We start from the raw sequence: 17,554 nt of genomic DNA, 5'->3' as shown, positions 1-17,554 counted from the left end.
ACTCTGGTGTTGCACATGAGAGGAGCTCGACCATGATCATCGAACGCGAGCTGCTGATCGCCGCGGCACCGGAGAAGGTCTGGCCCCTGGTGGCCGAACCCGGCTTCTGGGCGACGGACGACGAGACCGTCCAAGGCACGCTGGCCGAAGAAGGCCAGACCCTGGTGGTCACGCACTCGGAACACGGCGACTTCCCGATGCGCGTCGAGAAGGTCGATCCGCCGACCTACCTGGCGTACCGGTGGGTGAGCGCGTTCCCCGGCGAGGAGCTGCGCGAAGACAATTCGACGCTCGTCGAGTTCACCCTGACCCCCGAGGGCGACGGCACCCGGTTGCGCGTCGTCGAGAGCGGCTTCGACCGGCTGCCGACCTCCGACGAGAACCGCGCCAACGTCGTGAAGGACCACACCGCGGGCTGGGAGCAGTGCCTCCCCGCGCTGGCCACCCGCGCCGGCTGATGACGAACGACGTCGTCGACGGCGTCCTGGCCGCCCTGGCCGATCCGACCCGCCGTCACTTGCTCGACCTGCTCGCCGCCCACGGCCAGGCCACCGCGACGACCCTCGCCGGCGGCCTCCCGGTCTCGCGGCAGGCGATCGTCAAACACCTCACTGTCCTCGGCTCGGCCGGACTGGTCGACAGCGTGAAGGTCGGCCGCGAGGTCCGGTACGCCGTGCGCCCGGAAGCCCTGGACACGACGGCCCGCTGGATGACCTCGCTCGCCGCCGACTGGGACCGCCGCCTGGCCAAGATCAAACGCATCGCCGAGCAGGACTGACTCCCTTCCGGAGGACCCCATGACTCTCGTTGCGCTACCCCCTGCCCGTTTCACGCCGAGGCAGCGTGCCGCCCTGGCCGTGCTGCTCGGCGCCGGATTCCTCCTGTCGATCGACTTCTCGATCCTGAACGTCGCGTTGCCGCAGGTCGGCACCGGTGTCGGGCTCGACGTCGGCGAGCTGCCGTGGGTCAGCACGGCGTTCGTGCTGCCGGCCGCCGGCTTCACGCTGGTGTGCGGCCGCCTCGCGGACCTGGCCGGCCGCCGGCGGGTGTTCCGGACCGGCATGGCCCTGCTGGCCGCGGCGTCGCTGCTGGGCGGCGTCGCCACGAACCCCGAGCTGCTGCTGACGGCCCGCGCGCTGCAGGGCTTCGCCACCGCGATGACGCTGCCCGCGGCACTGTCGCTGCTGACCACGACCTTCGCCGAAGGTGCCGGGCGCGACCGCGTCCTCGGCCTCAACGGCGCGCTGCTGTCGGGCGGTTTCACGGTCGGCGCCCTGGCCGGCGGCACGCTCGTCGACCTGCTGAGCTGGCGGGCGGCGTTCTTCGTCAACGTCCCGGTGGCCGTCGCGATCTTGCTCGCTTCGCGAGTCGTGGCGGAGTCGACGCGGCCCGACCGGACGCGGCCGGACCTGCCGGGCGCGGTGGCGGTCAGCGGTGGCCTGCTGGCGCTCGTCTACGCGGTCATCGCGTCGAGCCTCGTGGCCGCGGCCGTCGCGGTCGTGCTGCTGGTCGCGTTCGCGGTGGTCGAGCGGCGCTCGCCCGCGCCGCTGGTCCCGCCGCGGATCCTGGGCCGCCGCACGGTGAAGTGGGGCAACTTCGGCGGCCTGGTCCTGTTCGCCGTGGAGCCCGCGGTGATCTACCTGACCACGCTCTACCTGCAGCGGGTCCTGGGCCTGTCGCCGCTGGTCACCGGTCTCGTCTTCGGGGTGCCGGGCCTGGCCTCGGTGGCCGCGGGCGTGCTCGCCGGGCGGGCCATCGGCCGCTTCGGCAGCCGGGTCCTCCTGGCCGCCGGGCTCGTCGTGCAGGGGCTGGCCACGCTGCCCCTGGCGTTCCTCGGCCCGGACCGCACGGCGCTGCTGATCCTGGTCCCGGCCCTGTTCGCCGGGTTCTTCGGGCACGTGTCCGCGATCGTGGCGTTCACCGTGACGGCGACGTCCGGGCTGCCCGACGAAGAACAAGGCCTGGCCACCGGGCTGACGTCGATGACCCAGCAGGTCGGGATCACCGTCGGCATCCCGGTCCTGGGCGCGGTCGCCGTGCTCGGTGGCACTCCCCTCGCGCTCGGTGTCGCCGTGGCCGTGACGCTCGCGAGCGCCGTCCTGATCACCGTCAAGCTGAAGGAGCAGTGATGGACATCGTCGACCGACTCACCTTCCAAACCGAGCTGGATCGCTTGCGCACCAGGGAAAAGGCCCACACCCGCGAAGGCGACGCGATCGCCGCGGCCCGGCGCCGCCTGCCGGTGGTCGAGGTGGACGCGACGCTCGAGCTGCTCGGCCCGGACGGGCCGGTCACCCTGCTCGACGCGTTCGAAGGCCGCCGTCAGCTCATCGCGTACTACTTCATGTGGAACCCCGGCCGTCCCGCGGCCGAACAGTGCGAAGGCTGCACGTTCTACGCCAACCAGGTCGCCGAGCTCGCCAACCTGCACTCGCGGGACATCACGTACGCGGTGTTCTCGCAGGGCCGCAACGTCTCCGTCGAGCCGGCCGACGCGCGGACGTCGTACGCGGAAAGCCTGCGCTACCGGGCGTTCATGGACTGGCGGATGCCCTGGTACTCGGCGCAGCCGTCCTTGGACACGCTCCTGGTCGGGCGCGAGATCGGCCTGTTCCACCTGGTCTGCTACCTGCGCGACGGCGACCGCGTCTTCGAGACGTACTGGACGAAACGCCGTGGCGTGGAAGCGATGGACTACAGCTACGCGCTGATGGACCTGACGGCGTTCGGCCGCCAGGAGTCCTGGGAGGACTCACCGGGCGGCACACCGCAGGCGTGCACGAACGTCCGGACCGAGGCGGGCGGGCCCGAGTGGCCGCCGCTCGCGGAGTGGCCGGGTGGCCGGCCCATCGCGCAGTGGCCGCGCCTCGCCGACGGCCGCGACGACGACCTCGGCCCTACGACCGGCTCCGCGCCGCCCCACCGGTGCCACTGAGCGTCGTGACCAGCAGTTTCACCAGGGCGCCGAGACGCTGGCGGTCCGGCTGGAGGGTCGTCACCCCGGCTTCCTCCAGCGGTGCCGCCGTCACCGGGCCGACGCACGCGCACACCAGCGGGCCGCGCAACGTCGTCAGCAGCTCGTCGTACCGGCCGTAGTCGCGGGCCAGGGTCAGGAAGTTCGTCGCGGCCGGGGCGCTCGTGAACGCCAGCGCACCCAGCTCGCCGGCCACGGCCGCGTCGATCAGGTCGTGCACCGGCGTCACGTCCGGCGGGGAGTACCAGCGGTACGGCTGGACCTCGACCAGCTCCGCCCCGGCCGCGACCAGCGGCGACGTGTGCTCCGGCAATGGAGTGCCGTGCAGCTGGACCGCCACCCGCACGCCGTCGATCCCGGCCCGCGCCACGGAGTCGAAGAGTTCGGCGTTGGACTCCGAAGCGGCGGAAAACGACTCGCGCAGCCCGGCGCCGCGAACCGCGCCCACGGCCTTCGGGCCGCGTGCGTGGATCCGGGACTCCCCCAGCGCCGTGACGAGCCGGTCGCGCAGGCCCCAGTCCTCGGCCGCGGCGAGCCACCCGCGGAAGCCCGCCCCCGTCGTGACCACGGTGAACCCGACCGGCTCCGCCAGCACCGCCTCGGTGCCCGCGCGCAGCTCGGGATCGGCGTCGAGGGGCACGATGGTGATCGTGGGCGCGTGCCGGACGTCGGCGCCGTGGCGTTCGAGGGCGCCGATGAACTCCTCGGCCCGGCGTTCGGCCGTGACGCCGACGGCGACCCCGCTCAGCTCACCCATAGATCGCACCCATCCGCTCGATCGCTTCGGCCAGCTCCGCCCGCAGATCCGCGGGCTCGAGGACCTCCAGGTGCGGCCCGAACCGCAGCAGCTCGCCGATGGCCGGTTCGCCCGGCTCCACCGGCAGCTCCACGGTGAGCCAGCCGTCCGCGTCGGGCTCGTTCCGGCACTCCCGCATCGCGCGGGCGCCGACGGAACCTGCGTAGAACGGTACGAGAGCCTGCGCCCGCGGCGACAGCCGCACCACGGCGACGCGCGGGAACATCCGGCGTTCGAACTGCTCGGACCACTCCTGCCAGTACGTCGCGAGGTCGAACCCGGCGGGCCGCTCGAACTCCTCACCGAGGTCCGTCAGCTCCTGCACGCGCGAAATCCGGTAGGTGCGATCGGTGCCCTCGCAGCGGCCGGCGAGGTACCAGTTGCCGGCCTTGAGGATCAGGCCCAGCGGCTCGACGTCGCGTTCGACGACGCGCTGGCCCCAGCGCTCGTAGCGGATCCGGATCCGGTGCGACGACCACACGGCGTCGGCGACCGCCGACAGCACCGGCAGGCTTTCGATGCCCCGGTGCCAGCCGGGAACATCCAGGTAGAACCGCTCGGCGACACGCCCGGCGCGGTCGCGCAGCTCCTGCGGCAACGCCGCGTACAGCTTGAGCTGGGCGGCGGCGAGGACGGTGCCGAGGCCCAGCTCGGCCGCGGCCACCGGCAGCCCGGCCAGCGACAGCGACTGCGCCTCCTCCTCGGTCATCCCGGTGAGGCGGGTGCGGTAGCCGTCGACCAGGCGATACCCGCCGGTCCGGCCGCGGTCGGCGTACACCGGGACGCCGGACGCCGACAGCGCGTCGATGTCCCGGTAGACCGTCCGTACCGAGACCTCGAGCTCCTCGGCCAGCTCTTCGGCCGTCATCCGGCCGCGGTTCTGCAGCAGGAGGAGGACGGACAGGAGGCGGCTGGCGCGCATCTCCCCATACTCGCAGAAATACCTGACACAAGCTGACAGGTATGCCCGGCAGAGTGGTCCGCATGAACGCATTCACCATGAAGAACTGGGAAGAGAACATCGTCAGCGGCACCGAAGGGGGTCCGCGGGTCGCCTACGCGCACGCCTCGATGGCCTACGACGGCGTCATCGAGGGTGAATCGATCTGCGATCTCCTGCTGTACTACGCGGGCGAAGGCTACGACAGCGGTAAGACGACGTCGCCGAGCTTCGAGCGCTTCGCGGGCAAGGTCGACGGTCGCGAAGGGACGTTCATCGTGAAGCACGAGTTCACGTTCGACGCCCAGGGCATCGCGTCGACGTTCAGCGTCGTGCCGGGCTCGGGTACCGGCGAGCTGGCGGGACTCACCGGGAGCGGCACCGTCGGTGGCGCGATGGGTGAGGAGAAGATGGGGTACACCTTCGAGTACACGCTCTAGGAGTCGCACGTGGACCGTCGCCAGGTACTCGCCTACCGCATCGCCGAGCACGGGCTGCACCGGTCGGCGAAGGACGTCGCCGACCTCGCCGTCGTCCGGGCCGGGCTGCAGGACAGCATGCGCGACACCGCGCTGCTCGCCCTCGTGGCCCGGCTCGACGAGCCCGTGTCGCCGGCGGACGACCCGCGGCTCGTGCTCGCGTGGACGTTGCGCGGTGCCCCGCACTACCACCTCGACCTCGCCGAGGTGACGCGCGCGCTGGTGCCGTTGGACGACGCGGACGCGCTGGCCCGGATGCTGTGGCAGCGCAAGGACCTGGCCGCGACCGGGCTCGCGGCGGCCGAGGTGGTGTTCACGGCGGCGAAGGCGCTCCGCGAGGTCGTCACGAAGGAGATGACCAAGGGCGCGGTCAGCACGGCGGTGACGAAGAAGCTGCCGCCGGAGTTCTCCCGCTGGTGCCGCGGCTGCAACGCCACGCACATCCAGGAGCAGCTGATGCGCATCGCGGCCCCGCACGCGGGCGTCCGCCTGGTCGCCGGCGCGACCCCGGCGACGCTGGCGCCCCTCGAGGGCCGCGGCCGGATGCGGCGCACCCCGGACGTCGAGGCGGCGACGTCGGTGGTCGAGTCGTACCTGCGGCTCAACGGGCCGGCCTCGCCGGGCGAAGCGGCGGAGTTCGTCGGAACGGCCCGGGCCGTCGTGGACAAGACGTGGCCGGACGACCTCGTTCCGGTGGACGTCGAGGGCAAGAAGCGGTACCTGCCCGCGGACCGGCTGTCGGCGTTGGAGAACCCGCCCGAGCCGGACGTCGTGCGGTTGCTGCCGCCGTGGGACCCGTTCATCCAGGCGCGGGACAAGGCGCTGCTGGTCCCGGACGCGGCGCGGCGCAAGGAAGTCTGGAAGATGCTGGGCAACCCCGGGGTCCTGGTGGCGGACGGCGACATCGCGGGCACGTGGCGCACGAAGGGCAGCGGCGCGAAGCTGACGTTCACGGTGACGGCGTTCGCCCCGCTGAGGCCGGGGATCCGCAAGGAGGCCGAGACGGAAGCGGCGCGGGTGGCAGCGGCGCGGGGGTTCGGGAAGCACGCGGTCACCTGGACGGAGTCGTGATCGAATGCGCCCATGGCACGAAGTCACCACAAGGCGGCTGAAACCGTCGACGATGATCCGACCGCGATCGACCTGGAACCTCGTATCGAGCACCCCGCTCCGAGGCCGTTCATGCCCGCGTATCCGACCTTCGACGTGAACTTGCTCAGGATACTGTTCGAGAACCTGGATGAACCCTGGCACGACGAGCAGCAGCGGTTCATGCTGCAGCGATATCGCGGAATGCGGCGATTCTGGATCTCCATGGAGGCTCTTTTCACTTCAGCGATCGTCGTGCTCTCGACAGCAGGAATCTTCTCGGTGTTCCTGCTGGCCACAGGCGGATTCACGCTCTCGACCGCCGTGGTGGTGATCATCGTCTTCCTCGTCGCGAGCTTGCTCGTTCTGACCTACGTCGCTTTCTGGTGGCCGATCTCCGGGGCTCGGCCCCGGTACTTCAGAGCAAGCGGGATCACCGGCCGGGCTCTCCTCTGGAACGCCAAGACCACGAAACTGCGATTCATCGACATCTCCTTGGCCTACCGAAATCTCGGCATGACCGCACGCGCGCTGTTCGCGACACTTCAGCGCAGCCGCTGGACGTGGGTGTCGCCACCAGCCGCCTCCACGCGTGTCCTGCGTTTGACGCGCTCGTTGCTGGACGTCGAACTCCGGGACGATTTCGGACTGCCTTCCCCTGCCAACCTGCGGGAGCAACGTGACCTCGGCCGGTTCGTGATCGACGTAGCCAGCGTGGTCGCCCTGGGCCGCGAGGATCTGATACCCCGCGTCAGGGCTCTGTACGTCGATTCACTGCCTGGTCGTGAGCCGTCTGAGACGGACGAAGAACGAGACGCGCTCTTCCTCGACCCGATGCGGACGCGCACCAGGTGGGAAGTAGTCAAGGACTTCGCCGTCCCGATGTCCGCCTTGACTGTTTCCCTATTGTCGCTCGTCGTGGCGCTGAGCCGCTGAACGCTCAGGCGTCCACCGCCAGCCGGTAACCGCGCTTCACCACCGTCTGGACGACCTTTCCGCCGCCCAGGGAAGTCCGCAGCCGGCCGATCGCCGTCTCCACCGCGTGCTCCTCCCCGCCACTCGGCAACGCCGAGATCAGCTCGCGCCGGGACACCACCCGGCCCGGCGAAGCCGCCAACGCCCGCAGCAACGCCATCGGCGCCGGGGCCACCTCACGCCACTCGCCGTCCACCACCGCCGACTGGCCGCGCAGCTCGATCGACAGCCCGCCCGCTGAAAACCTCGGCGAGCGCGCCAGCAGCGTCTCCGACACCGTGCGGGCCAGCGCCCCGATCCGGGCGCGGTGCGGCTGCACCGTCGGCACGCCCAGCGCCGCCAGCGGACCCGCCGTGATCGGCCCGACGCACGCCGCGACGCACGGACCCGACAACGCCGAGATCAACCCCGGCAGCCGCCCGGTCCGGCGGGCCAGCGCCACCAGCGACGCCACCGCCGGCGCGCTCGTGAACGGCAGCGCGTGGATCGACCCCTCCAGCACCCCGTCGAGCAGCCGGTCCACCGGGCCGGGATCCACCGGGCCGACCCAGCGGTACACCGAAATCTCGATGACCTCCGCCCCGGCCGCGCGCAGGGCGTCCACGAAGTACGGCAGCGGCTCGCCGTGCAGCTGGACCGCGATCCGCAGGCCCGAAACGTCCGAGGAAAGCAAGTGCTGCAACAACTCCGCGTTGCTCTCCGACGCCGGTGAATACGACTCCGAAAGCCCCGCTGCCCGGATCGCGCCCGTCACCTTCGGGCCGCGCGCCAGCAGTGAAGACGACGAAAGGCGCGACAGCAGCGCGTCGCCAAGGCCCCAGCCCTCGGCCGCCTCGAGCCAGCCGCGGAAGCCGATGCCGGTCGTCGCCACCACCGCGTCCACATGCGACTCCAGCAGCGCCGCCGTCGCCGCGCGCAGCTCCGTGTCGTCGGTCAGCGGCACGATCCGGATCGCCGGGCCGTAGCGGACGCTCGCCCCTTTGCGCACCAGTAGCGCGCCGAGCTCGTCCGCCCGGCGCGCCGCGGTGATGCCGACCACGAACCCGGTCAGCGGCAGGATCACGGGCCCTCCACTTCGACCACGCCCTCTCGCACGCGCACCTCGTACACCGGAACCGTCACACCCTCGGCGTCCAGGCACCGTCCACTGTCGAGCGCGAACCGTTCCTTGTAGACGGGCGAGGCGACGACCGGGACCCCGCCCGCGTCCCCGACGATGCCGCGCGAGAGCACCGCCGCGCCACTGCACGGGTCCCAGTTGGACAGTGCGTACCACCGGTCGCCCGGCAGCCGGAAGATCGCCACCTGCACGCCGCCGTCGAGCAGCGCGGCGACCCCCGCGTATTCCGGCACCGCCCCGGCGGAGCAGACCGCTGTCCAGGTCTTCTCGATGGACGTCGTCATCGGCGCACCTCCGGGACACCCAGCATGACCGGGACCTTCTGCTCCCGCTCCGAGCGGAACGAGATCGCCGGGTCGGGCGTGCCCGGCGCGTTGACGAAGGAGGTGAACCGGGCCAGCTTCTCCGGGTCCTCCAGGACGCCCTTCCACTCGTCGGCGTAGTTGTCGACGTGCTTGGCCATCGCCGCGTCGAGGTCCTCGCAGATGCCGAGCGAGTCGTCGACGATCACCGCGCGCAGGTGGTCGAGTCCGCCGTCCAGCTCCTCGATCCACGGTGCCGTCCGCTGCAGCCGGTCCGCGGTGCGCACGTAGAACATCAGGAACCGGTCGATCGTGCGAATCAGCGTGTGGCTGTCCACATCGGACACCAGCAGCTCGGCGTGCCGGGGCGTCGTGCCGCCGTTGCCGCCGACGTACAGGTTCCAGCCGTTCTCCGTGGCGATGATGCCGAAGTCCTTGCCGCGCGCCTCCGCGCATTCCCGCGCGCACCCCGACACGGCCGACTTGAGCTTGTGCGGCGACCGCAACCCGCGGTAGCGCAGCTCCAGCTCGATCGCCAGCCCGACGCTGTCCTGCACGCCGTAGCGGCACCACGTCGACCCGACGCACGACTTGACCGTGCGCAGTGCCTTGCCGTACGCGTGCCCGGACTCGAACCCGGCGTCCACGAGCCGCCGCCAGATCAGCGGCAGCTGGTCCACGGTGGCCCCGAACAGGTCGATCCGCTGGCCGCCGGTGATCTTGGTGTACAGCCCGAAGTCCTGGGCCACCTGGCCGATCACGATCAGCTTCTCCGGCGTGATCTCGCCGCCGGGGATCCGCGGGACGACCGAGTACGTGCCGTTGCGCTGCAGGTTCGCCAGGTACCGGTCGTTGGTGTCCTGCAACGTCATCTGCTCGCCGGCGAGCACGTGCCCGTTGCCGAGGGTGGCCAGGATGGACGCCACCGCCGGCTTGCAGACCGCGCAGCCGCTGCCCGAGCCGTAGCGGCCGATCAGCTCGCTGAACGTCGTGATGCGCGTGGCCTGGACGATCTCGAACAGCTCCGCGCGCGACTGCGGGAAGTGCTCGCACACCGCCTTGGACTGCTCGACGCCGCACGCCGTCAGCAGCTTGCCGAGCAGCGGGACGCACGAGCCGCACGCGGTACCGGCACGCGTGCACGCCTTGAGCTTCGGCACCGAGTCGCAGCCGTCTTCGTGGATCGCCCGGGTGATCGCGCCCTTCGAAACGGCGTTGCACGAGCAGATCTGCGCCGCGTCCGGCAGTGCGTCGACGCCGACCGCGGCACCGCCACCGGCCGGGGCGAGGATCGCGCCCGGCTCGGCCGGCAGCGGACGGCCGACCAGCGCGCGCAGGGTGTTGTACTCGGTCGCGTCGCCGACGAGCACGCCGCCGAGCAGCGTCTTGCCGTCGTCGGTGACCACGAGCTTCTTGTACGTGCCGGCGACCGCGTCGTTGACCGCGACTTCCAGCGCACCTTCAGTGGCCGCGTGCGCATCGCCGAAGGAAGCGACGTCGACGCCCATCAGCTTCAGCTTCGTGGACGTGTCCGGCTCCGGGAACTCCCCGGACCCGCCGGTGAGCTGCGCGGCGACGATCTCGGCCATCGCGTAGCCGGGCGCCACGATGCCGTACACGCGACCATCGACCGCCGCGCATTCACCGATCGCGTACACCGAAGGATCACTGGTGCGGCAGGACGCATCGGTGAGCACGCCGCCACGCGGGCCGACGTCCAAACCGGACTGGCGGGCGAGGTCGTCGCGTGGCCGGACGCCGGCGGAGAACACGACGAGGTCGACGTCCAGCTCCGTGCCGTTGCCGAGACGGGCCACCAACCGGGAGCCGTCGGCCTCGATGGCGTCGGTGGACGTTCCCGTGTGGACGGTCACGTCCAGCGAAGTGATGAGCCGACGCAGCAGCGACCCGCCACCCTCGTCGACCTGCAGCGGCATCAGCCGCGGCGCCATCTCGACGACGTGCGGGGAGAGTCCCATGTCCCGCAACGCCTTCGCGGCCTCCAGGCCGAGCAGGCCACCGCCGATGACGACGGCCGAGCGCCGCCCGCGTCCCGGCTTGTCGACGGCCGCCGCGCGGATCGCGTCGAGGTCCTCGATGGTCCGGTAGACGAAGCAGCCGGGCAGGTCGTGCCCGGGTACCGGCGGCACGAACGGCCGCGAGCCGGTGGCCAGGACCAGCGCGTCGTAAGAAACGGTTCCGGAAGCCGTGGTGACCGTCTTGGCCGCGCGGTCCACCGACGTCACCAGCTCGCCGAGCCGCAGGTCGACGTGCGGGTCGTCCGCGTAGTCCGCGCCCGGCAGGGCGAGCGACGCCGGGTCCCAGGTGTCCACATAGGACGTCAGCGCCACCCGGTCGTACGCCGGACGCGGCTCCTCGGCCAGCACGACGACGTGCCAAGTCCCTTGTGGATCTTCCGCGCGCACCGCCTCCACGAGCCGGTGGGCGACCATGCCGTGTCCGGCGACGACCAGGGTGGGCATCTCAGACCTCCGCTCCCGCGAGCGCCAGACCGCGCTCACTCGTGGGCTGTTCGGCGGGCTTGCGCAGGTAGACCGCCCAGGTGACGGCGAAGCACAGCCCGTAGAAGACCAGGAACCCGATGAAGGCGGGCACCCCGCTCTTCGCGTCGGCGAACGACTGCCGGAACGCGAGGTTGATGAACAGGCCGCCCTCGGCGCCGATCGCGCCGGCCAGGCCGATCAGCGCTCCGGACAGCCGCCGCGCCTTGAGCAGCTCGGCCGCCTCTTCGGCACCGTTCGCGATCGCCGTGCGAGCCTTCGCCCGGAAGATCGCCGGGATCATCTTGTACGTCGAGCCGTTGCCGACGCCGGCGAGCACGAACAGCACGATGAACGCGACCGTGAACAGCGCCAGCGACTTGGACGTCGACGCGAGGATCAGCACCACCGTCGCCAGCGCCATCCCGACGAAGGTGAAGAAGGTGATCTTGCCGCCGCCGATCCGGTCGGCCAGCCAGCCGCCCGCCGGCCGCGAGAGCGAGCCGAGCAGCGGGCCGAGGAACGTCACCGCGGCCGCCTGCAGCGGCGTGCGGCCGAACTGGTTCTGCAGGACCAGGCCGAACGCGAAGCTGTAGCCGATGAACGAGCCGAACGTGCCGACGTAGAGGAACGACATCACCCAGGTGTGCGGGTCCTTGACGACCTCGCGCATCGCCTTGGTGTCGCCCTTCACGGTGGCGAGGTTGTCCATGTAGAAGTACGCGCAGAGCGCCGCGACCACGATCAGCGGGATGTAGACGTAGAGCACGATCCGCGGCGCGGTGGCGCCCACCGTGCCGATCACCAGCAGCCCGACCAGCTGGATCGCCGCGACGCCGAGGTTGCCGCCGCCGGCGTTGAGGCCGAGCGCCCAGCCCTTGTGCTTCTCCGGGTAGAAGGTGTTGATGTTCGTCATCGACGACGCGAAGTTGCCGCCGCCGACCCCGCCGAGCGCCGCGACCAGCAGGAACGTGCCGAGTGACGTGCCGGGGTGCAGTACCACCGCGGCCAGGATCGTCGGGATCAGCAGCAGCACGGCGGACACGACCGTCCAGTTGCGACCGCCGAACTTCGCCACGGCGAAGGTGTAGGGCAGCCGCATCAGGCCGCCGATCAGCGTCGGCGTCGAGACGAGCAGGAACTTGTCGGCGGCGTCGAAGCCGTAGTCCTTGCCCATGAACAGGACGATGACCGACCACAGGGTCCAGACGGAGAAGCCGATGTGCTCGGCGAACACGGAGAACCAGAGGTTGCGGCGCGCGACCTTCTTGCCGGTCGCCTCCCAGAACTGCTCGTTCTCCGGTTCCCAGTGCTCGATCCAGTGCTTTCCTTGGTGTGTCACGAAGTTCTCCTTGCGACGGGTCGGGTCGGTCATTGCGCCGCGAGCCAGCCGGCGATGCCGCCGACGGTGTCGGAACACCCGCCGCAGCCCGTCGTCGCTCGCGTGGCCCGCGCCAGTGCGGGAGTGTCGGTGGCCCCGGCCTTCCAGGCCTCGACCAGCCGGCCCTTGGTGACGTTGTTGCAGCGGCAGATCACCGCGGTCGCGGGCAGGTCGGCGGGGCTGGCGGCGGGGGCACTGCCGGTGGGCAGCGCGCGGCCCAGCAGGACCGCGAGGCGGTCGTCGGGCAGCGGGGTGCCGCGGTCGTGGAACTGGGTGATGGTCGCGGCCGCGTCGGGCAGGCCGAGCAGGATCGCCCCGGTGACGCGGTTTTCGCGGACGACGAGCTTGCCGTAGCGCCCGCCGGTGGGGTCGTTGAAGGTCAGCACCTCGGCGTCCGGGGTTCCGGCGTCGAGCTGCGTTTCGCCGAGCGCGGCGAGGTCGATGCCGCGTGCCTTGAGCCGGGTGACGGCCGTGGTGCCGCGGTAGCGGGCGGCCGCGTTCGTGCCGGTCAGGACGTCGGCGAGAACCGACGCCTGGTCCCACGCCGGCTGGATCAACCCGGCGGGTGCACCCGGGTGGCGGGCGCAGTCGCCGAGAGCGTGGATGCGGCCGTCACTGGTGCGCAGGACGTCGTCCACCACGATGGCGCCGTCGACGTCCAGGCCGGCGGCCACGGCCAGGCTCGTCTCGGCGCGGACACCGGCGGCGACCACGACGAGGTCGGCCGGGACGAGCGTGCCGTCGTCGAGCTTGAGGCCGTCGCCGGGCAGGTAGCGGGCGGCGGTGGCGCCGAACCGGAACGTCACGCCCATCTCGGTGAGCTGCCGGGCCAGCACGTGCCCGGCGGCCGCGTCGAGCTGGCGTTCCATGACGTGCCCGAGCGGGTGCACGACGGTCACCTGGTTGCCCCGCCCGGCGAGGCCGCGGGCGGCTTCGAGGCCGAGCAGGCCCCCGCCGAGCACGGCCACCGGCGCGCCGAACCGGGCGGCGTCGAGGATCTTGGCGCAGTCGTCGAGGCTGCGGAAGGCGACCACCCCCGGCCCGGCTTCGAGGCCTTCGACGGGCGGGATCCACGGGTTGGCGCCGGTGGCCAGCACGAGTGCGTCGTAGTCCACGCATGCGCCGTCATCGAGTTCGACGCAGCGCTTCTCGCGGTCGATACGGGTGACGTCGACACCGAGCCGCAGGTCGATGTTGTGCCGCGACGCCCATTCGTCGTCGTGCAGGCGGACGCTCTCGGCACTCATCCCACCAGCGACGACAGCCGACAGCAGTACCCGGTTGTAGGCGGCGTGCTTCTCGGCGCCGAGCACGGTCAGGCGGACCCGTTCGGCGATCGGGTCGCGCCGGCGGATCTCGTCGGCCAGCCGGGCACCGGCCATGCCGTACCCGACGATCACGACTTCACGGGGGCTCATGCGGCACCATCCACAGTAGACAGGGACACGGCACACACCTTGAACTCAGGCATCCGGCTGACCGGGTCGAGCACCGGGTTGGTGAACAGGTTCGCCCGCTGCTCACCGGGGAAGTGGAACGGCACGAACACGAGGTCGGGCCTCAGCGACTGGACGAACCGCACCTTCGCGACGGTCTCGCCGCGCCGCGACCGGATCCGCGCGGAGTCACCTTCTTCGAGCCCGGCACGCTTGGCCGTGTCCGGGTGGACCTCGACGAACGCCTCGGGCACGACGTCGTTCAGCTCGCCGATGAGCCGTGTCTGCGCGCCGGACTGGTAGTGCTGCAGCACCCGGCCGGTGGTGGCCTGCAACGGGAACTCGTCGTCCGGCAGCTCGGCCGGGCCGGTGTGCTCGACCGGCACGAACCGCGCACGGCCGTCCGGGTGGGCGAAGGCGTCGAGGAACATCCGCGGCGTGCCGGGGTGGTCGTCGGCCGGGACCGGCCAGTGCAGGGCTTCGCCGGCACGCAGCCGGTCGTAGCTGACGCCGGAGTAGTCGGCGATGCCGCCCTTGGACGCGATCCGCAGCTCCTCGAACACCGTCTCGGCGTCGACGGGGAACCGTTCTTCCGGCTGCCCCAGGCGCTTCGCGAGTCCGTTGAGGACGTCCAGATCGGACCGGACGCCGACCGGCGGGTCGATGGCCTTGCGCCGCAGCAGGACCCGGCCTTCGAGGTTGGTGAGCGTGCCGTCCTCCTCGGCCCACTGGGTGACCGGCAGGACGACGTCGGCGAGCGCGGCGGTCTCCGACAGCACGAAGTCCGCGACGACCAGGAAGTCCAAGGACGACAGCCGATCTTGGACACGCTGCGAGCGCGGCGCCGAGACGACGACGTTGCTGCCGAACACCATCAGCGCTTTCGGCCCCTCGTCGGTGCCGAGCGCTTCGAGGAGCTCGCTGGCCGAGCGCCCGGGCCCGGGCAGGCTGTCCGGGTCGACACCCCAGACCCCGGCGACGTACTCGCGTGCGGCCGGGTCGTCGAGCTTGCGGTAACCGGGGAGCTGGTCGGCCTTCTGGCCGTGCTCGCGGCCGCCCTGGCCGTTGCCCTGGCCGGTGAGGCAGCCGTAACCGGAACCGTTCCGGCCCGGCAACCCCAGTGACAGTGCGAGGTTGATCCAGCCGCCGACGTTCGCGGTGCCGGTGGCGTGCTGCTCGGTGCCGCGCGCGGTGAGGATGTAGGCGTTGCGGGCACCGGCCAGCTTCGCGGCGGCGAGGCGCATGTCGGCGGCCGAGACGCCGGTTACGCGTTCGGCGCGTTCCGGCCACCAGCTCGCGGCGATCCGCCAGGCCGCTTCGAAGCCGCCGGTCCGATTGTCTACATAGGACTGGTCGAGGTGGCCGCCTTCGACGACGGCGTGCAGGATCCCGAGCGCCAGCGCGAGATCCGTGCCCGGCGCGGGAGTGAGGTGGAGACTCGCGAGCTCCGCGGTCGGGGTGCGCCGCGGGTCGACGACGATCAGGTCGGCGCCGCGCAGGTGCTGGGTGAACGGCGGCATGGTCTCGGCCGGGTTCGCCCCGGCGAGCAGCACGACATCGGCGTTCTTGAGATCCGTGACGGGGAACGGCATCCCGCGGTCCGCGCCGAACGCCTTGATCCCGGCCGCGGCGGCCGAGGACATGCAGAAGCGGCCGTTGTAGTCGATCTGCGAGGTGCCGAGCGCGACCCGGGCGAACTTGCCGAGCAGGTAGGCCTTCTCGTTGGTCAGCCCGCCGCCGCCGAAGACCGCGACGGCGTCGGGGCCGTGCTGCGCTTTCAGCCCGGCGAGTTTCCCCGCGACGAAGTCGAGGGCGAAGTCCCAGCTGACGGGCTCCAGCCCGCCGTCCACCCGGATCATCGGGGTGGTCAGCCGCCGCGGCGAGGTCAGCAGTGAGCCGGCGGTCCAGCCCTTCTGGCACAGGCCGCCGGCGTTCACGGGGAAGTCCCGCGGGGTGACGGTGACACCGTCGAGGCGCATCCCGCACTGCAGAGCGCAGTACGGGCAGTGGGTGTCGACCTGCGGCACGGGCACCTCCTCGGCGGTTCAGGATCGCCCTGACGCTAAGGAGGCCGTGTTAACCGGATTCGACCGAATGTTTCAGGCAGTTGACATTGCAGCGGGAGTCACAGGCCCCGAGCGGTGAGGTGCGTGACCGGGGTCACCACCCGTTCTGGTCCCGCAGCCGCCGCTCGAACCACCACGGCGACGGGTCGCGCGGGTCGGGCAGGGTCCGGTCGGCGTACCGGCGGTCGGCGCGCGCCAGCACGGGACCGAGCAGCGCCCGGTCTCGGCGCGGCAGTCGGTCCAGCAGGCCGGCGAGATCGGCGCGGGCGCCGACCGGATCGCAGCCGTGGCACGAACAGTGCGGCCACGACGGCCTCGACAAGCGGCGCGTCTCGTGCAGCCAGGCTCGGAGCGGTTCGGAGACGGCACCGGGCCACAGGCCGGCATCGACTTCGGCGAAGGCGAGCTGCCGCTGAGCGCGGCGGGAGAGGTGGGGAATCTTGGCCGGCGGCGGCCCCGCGACGTCGAGTCGGCGGGTGCGGCGCAGGCTTCCGGGGCGCCTACGCGGCATGGCCCTTTCGGTAAGTGGTCACCCGGCGATCATCCCGGAGCGGCGCACCGGTCACAAGACCCCGGACACCTCGCGCGCCGCCGCTCGCAGGCCGTCCAGTGAAGCCTGGGTCGACCTCGGGTTCAGCGCGTTCGCCGCCAGGCGGAACAGCACCGCGCGCAGCAGCAGCTGGGGCCACTCCGGCAGGTGCGCCCAGCGCTCGAGCAGGTCGCGGGTCGCGTCGCCCCAGGCCAGGGCGTCCACCGCGACGATCGCCGCGCCGTACTCGCCCGGGCGGTAGTACGGGACGAAGTCGACGACGCCCGGTGCCGCGTCGCCGTCGAACAGCAGGCCCGCCAGGAGCTCGCCGTGGGCCACCTGCAGCGGCAGCTTGATCGGGCGGCGGGCACCGGCGAGGACCTCGAACCAGCGGCCGCCCTTCGTCTCCTCCAGGGGGACCTCGAGCTCTTCCCACGCGATCCGGTCGGCAACCGCGTCGACGTCGCGGCGGCCGGCGATGAAGTCCGGGCGCGGCAGGCCGATGGTCGCGCGGTGCAGCTTGACCGCCGCCAGCACCGCCGCGTCGCCGCGGTGCTCCGGTGTGCCGGGGACGAACCGGGACGCCGTCCAGCCGCCGACGATCCAGCGGCCATCGCTGGAGCGGACCGGCTTCGCGACCCGCAGGCCCGGTTCGTGCACGTAGTCGAGCGCGCGGGCGGTCCACAGCGTCTCGGCCTTGTCGGTGACCGGCTTGAACACGAAGTCGCCGCAGCGCCACGCCGTCGAGTCCGGCAGCGGTTCGCCGGCGTCGTCAAGCCCGCCGAAGGCCGCGCAGACGTGCGCCGGAGGACGTTCGAGAGTTGTCCGCACAACTGGTGACGGTACCCGGCCGGGTGGTCCACGATCGAGAAGACGCGCTGGTCACGCAGTGTTTTAGAACCTGCGGCACGACTCGGGCGAAACGCCGTGAAGGCCGCCTCCGAAGCTGGAGGCGGCCTTCACGGG

17 protein-coding genes are annotated in these 17,554 nt (G+C 71.6%); 7 read left to right on the top strand and 10 right to left on the bottom strand.

From position 1 onward, the window contains the following. The first annotated feature begins 32 nt into the window (after positions 1-32). Genes QSK39_RS38555 through QSK39_RS38540 form a run of 4 tightly spaced genes read left to right on the top strand, consistent with a single transcriptional unit; the run spans position 33 to position 2,935 of the window. Positions 33-458 (top strand): SRPBCC domain-containing protein, encoded by a 426-nt coding sequence (locus QSK39_RS38555; RefSeq protein ID WP_285482736.1) that lies wholly within the window; start codon positions 33-35, stop codon positions 456-458. Further along, positions 458-778: an ArsR/SmtB family transcription factor gene (locus QSK39_RS38550; RefSeq protein WP_285482735.1), complete on the top strand. Its 321-nt coding sequence runs from the start codon at positions 458-460 to the stop codon at positions 776-778. Before QSK39_RS38555 ends, QSK39_RS38550 begins: the two co-directional genes overlap by 1 nt. 19 nt (positions 779-797) lie before the next feature. Next, on the top strand, positions 798-2,129 hold the full coding sequence (locus QSK39_RS38545; protein ID WP_285482734.1) for an MFS transporter: 1,332 nt from the start codon (positions 798-800) through the stop codon (positions 2,127-2,129). Further along, positions 2,129-2,935 carry a DUF899 family protein gene (locus tag QSK39_RS38540; protein ID WP_285482733.1) on the top strand — a complete coding sequence of 269 codons (807 nt, stop codon included), beginning with the start codon at positions 2,129-2,131 and terminating at the stop codon, positions 2,933-2,935. Before QSK39_RS38545 ends, QSK39_RS38540 begins: the two co-directional genes overlap by 1 nt. Here the strand turns inward: QSK39_RS38540 and QSK39_RS38535 are convergent. Together QSK39_RS38535 and QSK39_RS38530 are read right to left on the bottom strand one after the other, a co-directional pair. Further along, positions 2,898-3,731, bottom strand: coding sequence for a uroporphyrinogen-III synthase (locus tag QSK39_RS38535; RefSeq protein ID WP_285482732.1), 834 nt, complete (start codon positions 3,729-3,731; stop codon positions 2,898-2,900). The two genes, QSK39_RS38540 and QSK39_RS38535, sit on opposite strands and share 38 nt — an antisense overlap. Next, positions 3,724-4,692, bottom strand: coding sequence for a helix-turn-helix transcriptional regulator (locus QSK39_RS38530; protein ID WP_285482731.1), 969 nt, complete (start codon positions 4,690-4,692; stop codon positions 3,724-3,726). The genes QSK39_RS38535 and QSK39_RS38530 overlap by 8 nt, the downstream gene beginning before the upstream one ends. Before the next feature lie 62 nt (positions 4,693-4,754). Between QSK39_RS38530 and QSK39_RS38525 the strand changes: the two genes are divergently transcribed. From QSK39_RS38525 to QSK39_RS38515, 3 genes are read left to right on the top strand one after another with little or no spacing between them, the layout of a single operon-like run. Next, positions 4,755-5,150: a DUF3224 domain-containing protein gene (locus tag QSK39_RS38525; RefSeq protein WP_285482730.1), complete on the top strand. Its 396-nt coding sequence runs from the start codon at positions 4,755-4,757 to the stop codon at positions 5,148-5,150. Positions 5,151-5,159: 9 nt separating this feature from the next. After that, the gene (locus QSK39_RS38520) at positions 5,160-6,260 is read left to right on the top strand and encodes a DNA glycosylase AlkZ-like family protein (protein WP_285482729.1); all 1,101 of its coding nucleotides are present in this window, start codon (positions 5,160-5,162) and stop codon (positions 6,258-6,260) included. 12 nt (positions 6,261-6,272) lie between these two features. Next, positions 6,273-7,214 carry a hypothetical protein gene (locus QSK39_RS38515; protein ID WP_285482728.1) on the top strand — a complete coding sequence of 314 codons (942 nt, stop codon included), beginning with the start codon at positions 6,273-6,275 and terminating at the stop codon, positions 7,212-7,214. Positions 7,215-7,218: 4 nt separating this feature from the next. Here the strand turns inward: QSK39_RS38515 and QSK39_RS38510 are convergent, their stop codons facing one another. The 8 genes from QSK39_RS38510 to QSK39_RS38475 all read right to left on the bottom strand — a co-directional run bounded on the left by QSK39_RS38510 (position 7,219) and on the right by QSK39_RS38475 (position 17,419). Further along, positions 7,219-8,316 (bottom strand): uroporphyrinogen-III synthase, encoded by a 1,098-nt coding sequence (locus tag QSK39_RS38510; protein WP_285482727.1) that lies wholly within the window; start codon positions 8,314-8,316, stop codon positions 7,219-7,221. After that, on the bottom strand, positions 8,313-8,657 hold the full coding sequence (gene nirD / locus QSK39_RS38505) for a nitrite reductase small subunit NirD (protein ID WP_285482726.1): 345 nt from the start codon (positions 8,655-8,657) through the stop codon (positions 8,313-8,315). The genes QSK39_RS38510 and nirD overlap by 4 nt, the downstream gene beginning before the upstream one ends. After that, entirely contained in the window at positions 8,654-11,158 is a 2,505-nt protein-coding gene (nirB, locus tag QSK39_RS38500; protein ID WP_285482725.1) for a nitrite reductase large subunit NirB, read from the bottom strand. The genes nirD and nirB overlap by 4 nt, the downstream gene beginning before the upstream one ends. A gap of 1 nt (position 11,159) precedes the next feature. After that, the gene (locus QSK39_RS38495) at positions 11,160-12,551 is read right to left on the bottom strand and encodes a nitrate/nitrite transporter (RefSeq protein ID WP_285482724.1); all 1,392 of its coding nucleotides are present in this window, start codon (positions 12,549-12,551) and stop codon (positions 11,160-11,162) included. Continuing rightward, positions 12,548-13,975, bottom strand: a complete 1,428-nt coding sequence (locus tag QSK39_RS38490) for an FAD-dependent oxidoreductase (protein ID WP_285482723.1) — start codon at positions 13,973-13,975, stop codon at positions 12,548-12,550. Before QSK39_RS38490 ends, QSK39_RS38495 begins: the two co-directional genes overlap by 4 nt. After that, positions 13,972-16,020 (bottom strand): molybdopterin oxidoreductase family protein, encoded by a 2,049-nt coding sequence (locus QSK39_RS38485; protein WP_285482722.1) that lies wholly within the window; start codon positions 16,018-16,020, stop codon positions 13,972-13,974. Before QSK39_RS38485 ends, QSK39_RS38490 begins: the two co-directional genes overlap by 4 nt. A gap of 133 nt (positions 16,021-16,153) precedes the next feature. Beyond that, positions 16,154-16,570, bottom strand: coding sequence for a hypothetical protein (locus QSK39_RS38480; protein WP_285482721.1), 417 nt, complete (start codon positions 16,568-16,570; stop codon positions 16,154-16,156). 51 nt (positions 16,571-16,621) lie between these two features. Continuing rightward, on the bottom strand, positions 16,622-17,419 hold the full coding sequence (locus QSK39_RS38475) for a TIGR02569 family protein (protein ID WP_285482720.1): 798 nt from the start codon (positions 17,417-17,419) through the stop codon (positions 16,622-16,624). Positions 17,420-17,554 lie beyond the last annotated feature (135 nt).

Origin of the sequence: Amycolatopsis sp. NBRC 101858 (assembly GCF_030269325.1) — a bacterium.
In the GTDB taxonomy this organism is placed as follows: Bacteria; Actinomycetota; Actinomycetes; order Mycobacteriales; family Pseudonocardiaceae; genus Amycolatopsis; species Amycolatopsis ponsaeliensis.
This window is presented reverse-complemented; position numbering and strand designations above follow the sequence as displayed.

Excerpts from the sequence above, each read along its gene's own strand:
- QSK39_RS38555 (WP_285482736.1), top strand. The coding sequence starts at position 33 with ATGATCATCGAACGCGAGCTGCTGATCGCCGCGGCACCGGAGAAGGTC.
- QSK39_RS38550 (WP_285482735.1), top strand. The coding sequence starts at position 458 with ATGACGAACGACGTCGTCGACGGCGTCCTGGCCGCCCTGGCCGATCCG.
- QSK39_RS38545 (WP_285482734.1), top strand. The coding sequence starts at position 798 with ATGACTCTCGTTGCGCTACCCCCTGCCCGTTTCACGCCGAGGCAGCGT.
- QSK39_RS38540 (WP_285482733.1), top strand. The coding sequence starts at position 2,129 with ATGGACATCGTCGACCGACTCACCTTCCAAACCGAGCTGGATCGCTTG.
- QSK39_RS38535 (WP_285482732.1), bottom strand. The coding sequence starts at position 3,731 with ATGGGTGAGCTGAGCGGGGTCGCCGTCGGCGTCACGGCCGAACGCCGG.
- QSK39_RS38530 (WP_285482731.1), bottom strand. The coding sequence starts at position 4,692 with ATGCGCGCCAGCCGCCTCCTGTCCGTCCTCCTCCTGCTGCAGAACCGC.
- QSK39_RS38525 (WP_285482730.1), top strand. The coding sequence starts at position 4,755 with ATGAACGCATTCACCATGAAGAACTGGGAAGAGAACATCGTCAGCGGC.
- QSK39_RS38515 (WP_285482728.1), top strand. The coding sequence starts at position 6,273 with ATGGCACGAAGTCACCACAAGGCGGCTGAAACCGTCGACGATGATCCG.
- nirD (WP_285482726.1), bottom strand. The coding sequence starts at position 8,657 with ATGACGACGTCCATCGAGAAGACCTGGACAGCGGTCTGCTCCGCCGGG.
- nirB (WP_285482725.1), bottom strand. The coding sequence starts at position 11,158 with ATGCCCACCCTGGTCGTCGCCGGACACGGCATGGTCGCCCACCGGCTC.
- QSK39_RS38495 (WP_285482724.1), bottom strand. The coding sequence starts at position 12,551 with ATGACCGACCCGACCCGTCGCAAGGAGAACTTCGTGACACACCAAGGA.
- QSK39_RS38490 (WP_285482723.1), bottom strand. The coding sequence starts at position 13,975 with ATGAGCCCCCGTGAAGTCGTGATCGTCGGGTACGGCATGGCCGGTGCC.
- QSK39_RS38480 (WP_285482721.1), bottom strand. The coding sequence starts at position 16,570 with ATGCCGCGTAGGCGCCCCGGAAGCCTGCGCCGCACCCGCCGACTCGAC.